At 65.5% G+C, this 10,515-nt stretch carries 15 protein-coding genes; 9 read left to right on the top strand and 6 right to left on the bottom strand.

Translation table 11 applies throughout. The features are described from left to right. Positions 1-111 precede the first annotated feature (111 nt). Positions 112-1,563: a hypothetical protein gene (locus tag C1A33_RS34150; RefSeq protein WP_133150655.1), complete on the bottom strand. Its 1,452-nt coding sequence runs from the start codon at positions 1,561-1,563 to the stop codon at positions 112-114. A 206-nt stretch (positions 1,564-1,769) separates the two neighbouring features. After that, the gene (locus C1A33_RS13385) at positions 1,770-2,567 is read right to left on the bottom strand and encodes a class I SAM-dependent methyltransferase (RefSeq protein WP_133150656.1); all 798 of its coding nucleotides are present in this window, start codon (positions 2,565-2,567) and stop codon (positions 1,770-1,772) included. 723 nt (positions 2,568-3,290) lie between these two features. Between C1A33_RS13385 and C1A33_RS34855 the strand changes: the two genes are divergently transcribed. From C1A33_RS34855 to amcA, 3 genes are read left to right on the top strand one after another with little or no spacing between them, the layout of a single operon-like run. Next, a complete protein-coding gene (locus C1A33_RS34855; RefSeq protein WP_165818364.1) occupies positions 3,291-3,458 on the top strand; it encodes a hypothetical protein in 168 nt (55 codons plus the stop codon). Between the two features lie 4 nt (positions 3,459-3,462). Next, positions 3,463-3,900 (top strand): hypothetical protein, encoded by a 438-nt coding sequence (locus C1A33_RS34155; RefSeq protein WP_133150657.1) that lies wholly within the window; start codon positions 3,463-3,465, stop codon positions 3,898-3,900. Between the two features lie 11 nt (positions 3,901-3,911). After that, positions 3,912-5,207: a multiple cyclophane-containing RiPP AmcA gene (gene amcA, locus C1A33_RS13390; RefSeq protein ID WP_101831850.1), complete on the top strand. Its 1,296-nt coding sequence runs from the start codon at positions 3,912-3,914 to the stop codon at positions 5,205-5,207. A gap of 8 nt (positions 5,208-5,215) precedes the next feature. Here amcA and C1A33_RS33690 read toward each other — a convergent pair whose 3' ends face one another. Together C1A33_RS33690 and C1A33_RS13400 are read right to left on the bottom strand one after the other, a co-directional pair. Beyond that, a complete protein-coding gene (locus tag C1A33_RS33690; protein ID WP_115537949.1) occupies positions 5,216-5,872 on the bottom strand; it encodes a pentapeptide repeat-containing protein in 657 nt (218 codons plus the stop codon). Between the two features lie 307 nt (positions 5,873-6,179). Further along, positions 6,180-6,437 carry a hypothetical protein gene (locus C1A33_RS13400; RefSeq protein ID WP_101831851.1) on the bottom strand — a complete coding sequence of 86 codons (258 nt, stop codon included), beginning with the start codon at positions 6,435-6,437 and terminating at the stop codon, positions 6,180-6,182. Between the two features lie 130 nt (positions 6,438-6,567). Between C1A33_RS13400 and C1A33_RS13405 the strand changes: the two genes are divergently transcribed. Then, positions 6,568-6,801, top strand: a complete 234-nt coding sequence (locus C1A33_RS13405) for a MarR family transcriptional regulator (RefSeq protein ID WP_207770300.1) — start codon at positions 6,568-6,570, stop codon at positions 6,799-6,801. Positions 6,802-6,970: 169 nt separating this feature from the next. Here the strand turns inward: C1A33_RS13405 and C1A33_RS13410 are convergent, their stop codons facing one another. Continuing rightward, a complete protein-coding gene (locus C1A33_RS13410) occupies positions 6,971-7,810 on the bottom strand; it encodes a hypothetical protein (protein WP_133150658.1) in 840 nt (279 codons plus the stop codon). 323 nt (positions 7,811-8,133) lie between these two features. Continuing rightward, a complete protein-coding gene (locus C1A33_RS13415) occupies positions 8,134-8,529 on the bottom strand; it encodes a hypothetical protein (RefSeq protein WP_101831853.1) in 396 nt (131 codons plus the stop codon). A 673-nt stretch (positions 8,530-9,202) separates the two neighbouring features. On the opposite strand from C1A33_RS13415, the gene C1A33_RS34860 reads away from it, so the two are divergent. The 5 genes from C1A33_RS34860 to C1A33_RS34865 are packed head-to-tail and all read left to right on the top strand — an operon-like array spanning position 9,203 to position 10,311. Continuing rightward, entirely contained in the window at positions 9,203-9,376 is a 174-nt protein-coding gene (locus C1A33_RS34860) for a hypothetical protein (RefSeq protein ID WP_165818365.1), read from the top strand. Further along, complete coding sequence (locus C1A33_RS37430; protein WP_279354628.1) at positions 9,373-9,501, top strand: hypothetical protein; 129 nt, start codon at positions 9,373-9,375, stop codon at positions 9,499-9,501. The genes C1A33_RS34860 and C1A33_RS37430 overlap by 4 nt, the downstream gene beginning before the upstream one ends. A 39-nt stretch (positions 9,502-9,540) precedes the next feature. Beyond that, positions 9,541-9,894, top strand: coding sequence for a hypothetical protein (locus C1A33_RS13425; RefSeq protein ID WP_101831855.1), 354 nt, complete (start codon positions 9,541-9,543; stop codon positions 9,892-9,894). After that, entirely contained in the window at positions 9,891-10,154 is a 264-nt protein-coding gene (locus tag C1A33_RS13430; RefSeq protein ID WP_243407510.1) for a hypothetical protein, read from the top strand. Before C1A33_RS13425 ends, C1A33_RS13430 begins: the two co-directional genes overlap by 4 nt. A gap of 4 nt (positions 10,155-10,158) precedes the next feature. Further along, positions 10,159-10,311, top strand: a complete 153-nt coding sequence (locus C1A33_RS34865; protein WP_165818366.1) for a hypothetical protein — start codon at positions 10,159-10,161, stop codon at positions 10,309-10,311. The last annotated feature ends 204 nt before the right edge of the window (positions 10,312-10,515 follow it).

Raw genomic sequence — 10,515 nt, forward strand, 5'->3', positions numbered from 1 at the left:
GCTCGGTGCCCGTGGCGCCCGGCGAGGCTCGGTGCCCGTGGCGCCCGGCGAGGCTACCAAGAGTGGCGCGTAGCCTGCGCGGAGGGGTGTACGCGGGGTCCTAGCTAGCGGTCAAGCGGGAAGGCTGGGTTGTTGCTGCTTCCGCCATACACTCGCGGAGTCGCGCAAGTCGCCTATCGCGGGATGACCGTTCAACGGCTCGACCGCACGGAGGATCGCGTCCGCGCGTTTTCCGACATGCGCAGCCTGAAACGGCAGTGCAAGCGCGAGTCCCTGTGTGGTGAGACCGGCAATGCGGTGTGGATCTCGATCGTTGCTGCGGGAAACGGCAAGGGCTTCGTCTAGCAGCATGTAGGGTCGCTGGTGCGCACTTTCCGCTTCAATGATCGGACGTACTGTCGTCAACGTCTTCCGTACGCGGTCCGGTCGCCCCAGACGGGCGTAGGCCAATGTTGCCGTGGTGGCGGCATTGGCGGGATGGCAGGTATCGATGTTGTCGATGATGACGCCTGCAATTGGCCCTTTTTCCTCCGGGGTAAGTGAATGCAGAATATCAAGCGACTCCCCGACGGCCCGGTCTACTCCGTCAACATCACCAAGCGTGGCTCGGGTTCCGGCCACGGGGTCCGACAGCAGCAGCGCGCGGGAAGGGCCAGTGTGTGCGTGGCGTAGGCCGTCCTCGGCATATCGCTGCGCGACTTTCGGGTTTCCGGCATAGTCTTCGACGATGGCCTGCATGTAGCGAGTCCATGCGATGAGCTGATCATCGTCGAGCAGGTCTGCCCTTTTGTGGGCCTCGGCGAGAGAGATCCGGGCAGAGGCGGTTTCTCCTGCATTGTTGTGGACCCATCCCCGTAGTCCGGCGGCGATGGTTGCGGCGTGCCAGAGTCGGGCGTGATCGGCGGGCCGGAGGGTGAGTTTCGCCGATATTCCGTCGATCAGACTCTGCGCTGATGCTATTTGGCCGAGTAGCACGGCGGGGGTGGTGGTGCGATAGGCGCTGACGCAACTGGCTATCTGCGCATCCACGACCGGCAGAATGCTATCTGCTCGCGCTGTTCCTTCTAGGAGTAGAAGCCGGTCCGCCGGGGTGAGTATGGGCATGACGCCACCGGCAGCAACGCCGCTACCGATCAAGGCCAACAGGTCTCTTCGGTTCGTTGGACTCACCTCCCGCGGCGGATTCGGCGACGCTGGGTCACCGGCTTCCATCGTCGAGGGTACCGGCGCTGCTCCCCGTACCACCACCTGTGTTTCGCCGGGTGGTGGTTCTGGGGTGTAGCCGTGAAGCGATGCTTCGCGTTCCGCGATGGCGCGATCACGCAGACGTAGAAGGTCGCCACTTGTGCCGAAAGCATCGTCGAGTGCTTTGAACCCAGCCGCGGACAGCGTCCGTCCGGTGGCGAGGCTCTTGGCGTGCTTGCGCGAGTAGCCGGCATGCGCGCCGAGGTCGGACCAGTTCCACCCGCGTTCTTCGATCAGTGCTTGGACTCGGTCGACCAGTTCGCGCAGCGCGGGGGTCGTCGGCGCTGGTCGTCGCGCGGGGTACGGACTCGTTGGCATGTGTCCCCCTGGAGCTGCCGGCCGTCACGTGGGGGTGTGATCGTATCCGGGCCGGTGCGGACCGTGAGGCCAGTAAGCGGGACAAGGGGGGTGCGACTGAGTCGCACCCCCCCTTGGGCAGGGCAGGGTCGTTACCCGGGCTCGTTCGTCGAGCGTTGGCCGTGGCGAACGGTCGCGGTGCGGGAGGGTGCGCCCGAGAGCTGAGGTCAGACGATGGGCGTGTCGGTGCGGGTGGCGGTGAGGTAGAAGCCGGGGATGGTGATGGTGATGTGTGATTGCCCGTCGATGGCCTGATGCCACGCCGTGGCGTACCGCGCGGCCAAAGCGGGGTCGTGGCCCGCGATGGTGTCAATGGCGCTGGGCACGCTGGGGTGTGGGGGCCGGTGCAGGTAGGCGTGCACGTCGTTGCGGCCTTCCAGCCTGACGACGACCGTATCCATGGCGGCGTCGATGGCGCGGAACCCCCGCCGGACGTGGCGGACGGCGGTGCGCATGTCGAGCCGGTGCATGTAGCGCCATCCCGGAGTCGCCCAGCGCAGGACTTCCTCAGCGGCGTGGATGTCGGCGCGCGGCAGGTCGAGGTTGGCGTCATGGCGACGATCGGCGTAGATCAACTCAAAGAGCGACAACCGGCCACCGGGCCGGACCACCCGCGCGGACTCGCGGAACGCGCGTATCAGGCTGGGGCTGTGGACGAACGCGGCGCGGGCAACAACCGCGTTCGCGCTGTGCTCCTGAAGCGGGATGTCAGTGATCTCGGTGAGGACACGGCGCAGGGTTCCCGCACCGAATCCGGCCGGGGGGATGGTGTCCAGTGCCTGATGTGATCGGTCGATGGCGGTCACGGTCCCGCCGACCCCGACCAGCGCGAGCGCGCCGAGGGTGAGCAGACCGTTTCCGACCGAAAGGTCAATCACGTGATCCCCGGGGGAGATCTGTGCACCGCTCAGGACGCGGTCCCGCATCCGGATCTCTCCGTCGCCGAACGCCTGCCGTTCGACCATCGGGCCCGTCTGACCCGTGGGGCGCCGCTGGGCCAGGGCGCTCACGCGACCGTGCCCCGACGTGTCCAACGTCGGGTTACGAGGGGCGGTTGGTGAAGATTTCGCATGATTGTCCCTTCGGTGACGGGGTGCCCTACCCGGCGGGGGTCGCCGCGCGTACGGGGGTGTCTTTCGCGCAGGCCGCGCGCCGCGCGGGTAGGGCGGCTCGGAGGGGCGCTGTGCTTCGGGGGGCGAAGCACAGCGCCCCGGTACCACGGCCGGATCCGCCGTGGCGGGGCGGGAGAGGACCGGGGGTTACCTACACCGGTCCTCTCCCTGTGCGTGGCCCCGGACCCGTTCGGGCGCTGCCAGGACATGCGTAGGCAGTGCCACGGGCGAGCCAGATAGGGGAACGCCACCCCGACGGAAGTCGACAGTTGACGAGCAGTCGCCGCGCCCATCGCTGCTCCCTTCTGCAAACCCGCACATCCGCCGGTAGGGACATGTTGCCCGCCGCTACAGGTCCCGGACAGGGTGGGACTGTGTCCCACCCGGGTGCGACTCAGTCCCACCCGGGCGAAAGTGTTCTACCGCAACCCCAGAGCTATATTCTGTCTACCGTTGGACTCCGCTGGATGAAAAGGCATGAACAGGAACAATGCAATGCCCTCCCTTCAAAGGGTTGATCATCAGGCGGTATTTCCTTACGGCACCTGTCTGCGACGGTCGGGATGGTGAGTTCAGATGACACGCCGCTACTATGTGGTTCGGCCGCGCTGGCTTGTGCTGGTGCGGATCGGTCTGGCCGGATCCATCTGCTTGACGGGCGCTTTTCTGTTTCCCACTGTTGCTATTTTTCCGTTTGCCGTCGTCGGCACCATTCTCGTGTTCGTCTACGTGCTCGTCCGGTAGCTCCATGGGAAAGCTAGGCGGAGATTCCGGCCATCCTCAGGACATGATCCCAGCAGGTTACAGCCTGTTTGTAGTGCGGATAGATGTCGAGTCCGACCTTGCGCCCGAGCCGCTAATCACCGGGTTCAACGTGATTTCCGTTGATTCTTCCGTTGTGGGCCGTGTGGCGCTTTCTTTGCGTCATCCAGATCTTTCCGTGATCGCTATTCATTACGACGACGTGCCAATTATTCATACGCTGACCGCTGTTCGGGAAGGCGTTTCTATTGCCTTCACCCAGCGTCGGAGCCCGGTGATGATCGGGAACATTAATGCCATGCCAGTGGACGGGTCGGATCTCACCCGTGTTGTCTCCCATATCGTCCCCGACGATCGGGCTCCACTGATATGGGAACTACACGACGCGGACTCATTCCGGCAGTGGCGAATGAGTAACCGGTGAGAGGAGGGGCGGTGACGTCGCCCGAAATTGCCATGGAAACGGATATTTGCTCTATCGTTTTGCAGCCAACAACGCTATGTAACCTGAACTGCGACTATTGCTATCTTCCTGATCGGGCGAAAAGGCGGGTGATGGAACCGGGTACGGCGCGAGCCGTTGCGGAATCAATCCGCTCTCAGGCTCTGCGACGGGGCGGCATCGACGTTGTCTGGCACGGCGGAGAGCCGCTGACTCTCGGACACGCAGCGTTCTCCGAGCTTCTGGAACCGTTTTCCGGTATGCCGGTCACTCACGTGGTCCAAACCAACGCGACCCTTATTAACGCGGGATGGCTGGCGCTGTTCGAGAAATGGGAGATAGAGGTCGGTGTCTCGATTGACGGGAATCGAGCCCAAACTAGGCATCGCGTTGACCGGGCAGGATCAGCGGCGTTCGACCGGATCATGCGCGGAATTGAACGCCTCCGCTCAGGCCAATTCGCGTTTGACGTTATAGCGGTCGTCGCCGAACCCGAGCCGGAGGACGCGCGAGAGCTGTACGAGTTCGTGGTAGAACTTGGCTGCCGATCACTGGCGGTCAATATCGAGGAGCGAGAAGGATCCAATACCCGCGTACGCACATACATGCCCGAGAAGGTTCGTGGTTTCTGGGCGGCGCTCGCGGATGCGTGGATTGACAATCCGGCTATTCCGGTGCGCGAACTGGAGCGGGTCCGACATGCGATGGCGCCGGCTGGCGAGACATCGCGGGAAATCCAGTCGCGCCACATCGATCCCTTCCCGACAGTGGCATGGAACGGCGACGTCACGCTGATCTCACCCGAGCTGGCCGGCTACACACCTTTCTCCTGCGGGAATGTCCGCGAGAAAGACCTTCACCAGATCATCCAGGAGGGGATGCTCTCATCCTGGATATCCGAGTATCGTCGTGGCCTTTCCCTGTGCGGGGATAACTGCGCCTACTTCGATTTCTGCGAAGGTGGACATCCGGCAAATCGCTTTTTCGAACACGGTAGGTTCGACACCACCGAGACAGACTACTGCCGCAACACCAAGATTGCGCTTGTCGATGGCTGCGCCGACGACGGTCCAAAAAGCAGGGGACCTGACATTAAAAGCGCGCTGTTGGACTCCGATAGAATGCGGCGACTCCTGGCAATCCCGGAGTTCGGCGCTGGGAATGAAATGCCAGCAAGGTTCGACAACCGGCCAACCTGGGATAATCGAGGGAATAACCCTCCGTTTGACAATCGCCCGGCCTGGGACAACTGGGATAAGAAAGGCTGGAGTAAGAAGAAAGGCAAGTAGCCTTGCAGTCAGTCGATGACTTCGATTCCACATTCGGCGAGTACCGTTTCAGCGGCCAAGAAGATCTGATCGTGAGATATGCGAGCACCTCGGAGAGACGACAGGCCACGGGCTCCGGACAGCCTTGATGTGGAAAGGTCACAGCGAGCCGCGGAGGACGCCTCGAAATCTACTCCCGACAGGTCGCATTCTGCGAAGAAACTACCGTCGAGGCTGCCACGAATGGAGGTTTCCCCTAGCTGACATTCTTTAAAGAGCACGGTCCCGCTCGCTCGCCGAAATTCCAGGGTGGAATAGTCCAGCCGGCAGTCGATGAATGCGACATCACTTGCGACCTCGAATACTCCTCGCCACCCGGTCATTCGGCATCCCTGGAACTCGACTCGGCGTGCCGTGATCTTCTCGAAGGATGCATTAGACAGGTCGGAGTCTCTTATGGCCGTGTCGGCTACGTCGAGGTAGGAAAATGCCGATCCGGTCAGACTAGCACGCACCACCGATCGTGAAACTGATCCCTCGCCTCGCACTCCTGACTGCTCGCCGACCAGGAGTGCGAGGCGGTAGTCAAATTCGCCTCGAAACAGCGCCGACGTTTCCAGCAGATCATTCTCGTCTATCGACGGAACGCGCATTTTCAGACCGTCACGGATTTCGCGAAAGTTCATCGTGCGAGCCTACACACCCCCTTTGAAGGGGCGAGGCTCGGCGCGGGGCGCCCGGCGAGGCTCGGCGCGGGGCGCCCGGCGAGGCTACCCGACAGCCTCGCGGTAGGGCGTCCGGACTGGTCCGCCCGGTGGCCGGACCATGTCCGCGAGTGCCAGCACGCTACGGGGGTCGCAGCGCGCCAACGATCGAACCAGGCGGATACGGATCGGTCCGGGCGGTGCGGCGGACACGATCGAATAGAGAGCCGCGTGGTACGGCGCCCACGCTGCCGGCGGTACGTCGATGTCGGGTACCCATCCGGCCACGTCACACCCCCCCGAACGGCAGGGGGCCGAGGTCGTGCGGTAGCGCGCGGAAATGAAGGGTGACGGTGCTGTCCCCCGGGCTCGGCCGGTGGTGGTCGATGTAGAGCAGTCGGGGCAGGCTCGCCACGACGTCCACGACGTCGCGGAGCGTCGCACCGGACCGGATGGTCACCGCGTAGAGGCCCGGTTCGGGGATGTCGAGGGAGACGAACGGGCGCGGGGAACGCCACCCGTCCGAGGGGGGCGGAATACTGGGCACAGGTCACCGTCCTGTTCAGGCAGGTTGTGATCTAGGTCCCGCCCGGTGGTGGCACACCGGGCGGGGCCGCCCATGACCTTAGCACGTATGGTGCTAAGGTTTGCGGTTGATCAGTCGATAGGGTCGCGTCGTGGATGACGACCCGTTGCTCGGCTACCAGGAGATAGCGGCGATGGCCAACGTCAAGCCGGTCACGATCCGGGGCTACCGGCGGGACGGTCGGTTTCCACCGCCTGATGATCTTCCCACTCCGGACCGGCCGCGTTGGTATCGGTCGACGGTGCTGGCTTGGTTGGCGTCGCGTCCGGGGCAGGGTGCGCGGACGGACCGCAAGCGCGAGGATCACGGGGACGCGCGGGAGTAGCGGTGTCCGTCGTTCCCGGTAGCTGCCGCTTCGGGTTCCCTGCCGGTTGCGCGCTACCGGGTGGCCATGCCGAGCCAGATTCCGGCGACAACGCACGGGACGATGACGAAGAGAAGAACGACCAGAAGGTACGGGCGGGGTATCCGGTCCTCGTCGAATCGGTCGAACATCATGCCTCCGGTTTTCCGGTGTCGGGGGTGGAGGTACCGCGGTTTCGTTCCGGTGCGCGCGGCTGGAAGCTTGCGGCCGGGGGTGGCGGTGGGGGTTCGTACGGCATCCACCCGCGCGGACGCCCATGGGTGGTGTCGTCGCCGGTGCGCACGCGTCGCAGGATCTCAGCGGCAAGATCAGTGAGGTAGATCGTTTCGTAGGCGCGTTGCCACGTGATGCCGGATCGTTGGATGACCCGTCCGGCAGCGGCGCGGCGTTGCGTCGCGGTGAGGAGCACCGTGCGGCGCGGCGTTGACTTCCGCTGCCCCTGCCGGTCGGGTGGGGCCGGTGGCTTCGGCCGGGGCCGGTCGAGGCCATACAGCGCGCGCAGCGCGGTCCGCGCGTCGGAGTCCAGGGCCTGCATGGACGCACGGATGATGCTGTGCGCCCGGTCGGCACCGGCGATCTGATCTGAGCTGTGCGGCGCGATGATGTCGATCAGGCCGGGCGCCCCGGCGATCAGGTCGCCCGGCCCCCGTAGTCCTTGATCGATAGCCTCGCGTAGCAGCGCGACCAGGCGTGCCCCCTCACCTTCCATGATCTCTCCAGCTTGCACGTACCGATGCACGTGCATATGTCGTTGCTGTGTGCGTTGCTTCCCATACTGCTCGTAGAACCATGATCGTGTTGACGGGTTTTCGTCTGGTTGCTGGCGGGTTGGTGTCGGGTGGGACGCGCACTGATCGTTTCGGCGGGTTTTCGTCCGCTCCGTAGCCGGATAGCGGTGCGAGGCTGGCGGGTTTCCGGCGGACCGGAACGGGCTGTTCCGGGGCAGGATGAGTGATGCCGGTCGAGGCACCCGGGTTTCTTTCCGGGAGTGCGGCCGGGGTCCCTTCCTGTTCCTGGGGGCGGATTTCTCGTGGTTGTCGTCCTGCGACGGTGCTCGGGAAATTCACGCGCCCCGCTACCAGCTTTGTGGAGTGTTCCGTGATGCTGTTAGAGAAACCCCCGCCTTCCCGCGCGCGGCCGGTGGGGTGGTGGCCGGCCAGGCAGCGACCGACCCGCGACCCCCGGCCGGTCGGGGGTCGCGCGGCCGGGGTCGCCGGTGGGGCCGGTGCCGCTACCGGGGTGCGCCGGTGGTGGCCCCGGACTGGCCGTGCGGGTCGGTCCGGGGGCGGGTGGCTACGCGGCTCGGCGGTGGGTGCGCCAGATCTCCCACGCGATGTCACGCAGGTACGTGCCCTCGCGGTGGGGTCGGCGGAACGTGCCCGCGCCGATGTCGAGCATGTCGGCCGCCCGTTCGCGTCGCGTTTCGATCCGGGTATGCCACGTGCCGGGTTCCAACCCGAGCATGATCCGCATCGCCGGTCCGACCGTGTCGCCGAGCGGCGCGGTGGCCTCGCGGATGATCTGCTCGGCGATCAACGCCCGTTCGTCGCCGGTCCCACCGTGACCGGCGGTGAGCAGGTCGACCAGGCCGGGGGCATGCTCGGCGAGGCTCGCCGCGCGGGCACCGTGGCGCATCGCCGCGCGCAGTTCCCGGGTCAGCGTCGGGACGTCAAACCGAAGGTTCGTCATGTGCGGTCCGGCCGGGGCCGCTGGTCGGCCCCCGCTATCCCCCGCCGTGCCTCCTCTCCGGTGTGCCGCCCCGGGCGCGGGGTGCCGGGGCAGCAGGAAGCATCCTTACCGGTTTGCGTTCGTCTCACACCATTTGCGTTCACTAGCCTCCAACAACATCCGTCTACCCCGTGTGGCGCCGTTTCGCCCCGGCTGGGGCGGTTGACCTGAGTCGAGGATGCCCGGACATCCACGCCTGATGAAGCGGCCCGAGGTCGACCGGCGGAACCCGCGATCGGCCGGACGTGCCGTCGTGTGCCCGTGCGTGTCCGTGTGTGTCCGGAGGTGTCCGCGCGTGCCGGATCGTCCCAGGGCGGCAATCGTGCTCTCACTGGCACTTAGGTGGGGGTAGCCCTGCCCGTCCGGCCCCCTGCCCGGTGACACCGGCCGGGGCCGACCGGGCACGGCCTGTCCCGCGCGGGGAGCTGGCGCGATGCCGGTCCGGTGCCACCGGGCGTGCCACTGCGCGACCGGAGCACGTCACAGCGCCGTGCCTTTTCCGTGGCCATTCCGATACCACTTTGATTCCGAGAATTAGCCGGGTTCGTGTGCGGCATTCTGCCAGCGGCCCGATGAATGATGTGACCACGGCGGACACGTGAGGTTCGCCGGCCCCTTTCCCGTAGGGAGCATCATGGCTATCGTCCTGCTCTACTTCGCCCGCATCATCGCGAAAATCTTCCTCGGCGCGGGCATTCTGTTTCTCCTCGCGACGGCCGTGCAGTGGATCGCCGTCCACGGCGCCCCGTACATGGTGATCGGCGCCGCGGTGTGGGTCGTGTTCCTTCTCTTGCGGCGCCGTGCGTGAATCCGCGTCGCACCACCGCCCTTTTCTGGGCGCTCTATGTCGGCTGGTTTCTCGTTCTGCTCGCCGGATCGATGGTGGGCATGACGCTGATCGGCCCGCACCTTCCCGCCCCGTTTCGTTTCTGACCGTCCCTCTTTCCCGTTGATCCTCGGAAAGGACCTTCTGTGATCATGTTTGAGATGCCCCCGCCGCCCGGGGACGTGCTGACCGTGACCGATCTGGAGTTGCGTTCCGACGCGGCGTTCGCCCGGCACATGGAGACCTACACCACGGGATCCGTGCTGTTCGCGATCACCACGGCGTTGCCGGTCGATCAGGACGAGCAGGACGGTGGAGAGCTGCACGCCGCGCTGGTCAGGGTGCGTGCCGCAGTGGACGACTACCGGCAGGCGACGCGCCGCGCGTGGCGCGACGCCTACCACCGGTGGGCGGACATGGCCGGTGTCGAGGTCGACGACACCGCCCTTTTCCCCGACCTGCCGACCGCCAGCGACACCGTTTCCGGGGAGGGACAGTGACGTTCAATCCGACACCGGTGGTGGTGGCCCCGGCGATGGTCGGCGGCCCGGAGATGACCCGTATCGTCCTGCTCATCGGCGCCGTTATCGTCGTGGCAATGGTGTCACCGCGGATGCGCGTGCGGACGCTTATTCCGGTCGCGTGCGTTCTCCTCGGTTTGGCGCTGGCACCGGACGGTGTGGTGCCCACCCTGGAAAACGCCGTACGGGCGGTCGGCGCGTTCCTGCGCACCCTTCCCATCGGCGTTCTGAAGGGCTAAACGGATGCTGGCTCTTCTGATTCTGCTGTCCGTGTGGGGAATTGTCGCGAACCTGTCCGTGGCCCTGGTCGTCCTGTCCCGCGTGGTGGAAGACCGCCGGGACGTGGCGGACTGGCAGCGCACGCAGGACATGATCCGCGCCCACCACAACGCCTGACCTGTCCCGCCTTTCTGAGCCGTTCCGGTGGGGGCCCGCACCCGTCGTGGCCCCCACCGGGAAGGGAGGCTATCCGTGCCCGAACCATCCGGCGGGTGGGTGCCCGACATCACCCCCTACACCGCCACCCCGGGGACCGATCTTGTCCCCTACCCGGGGCATGAGGACGAACACCAGCGGCCACACCATCGTGGTGTAGGCGAC

The organism is Frankia canadensis (genome assembly GCF_900197875.1).
In the GTDB taxonomy this organism is placed as follows: Bacteria; Actinomycetota; Actinomycetes; order Frankiales; family Frankiaceae; genus Frankia; species Frankia canadensis.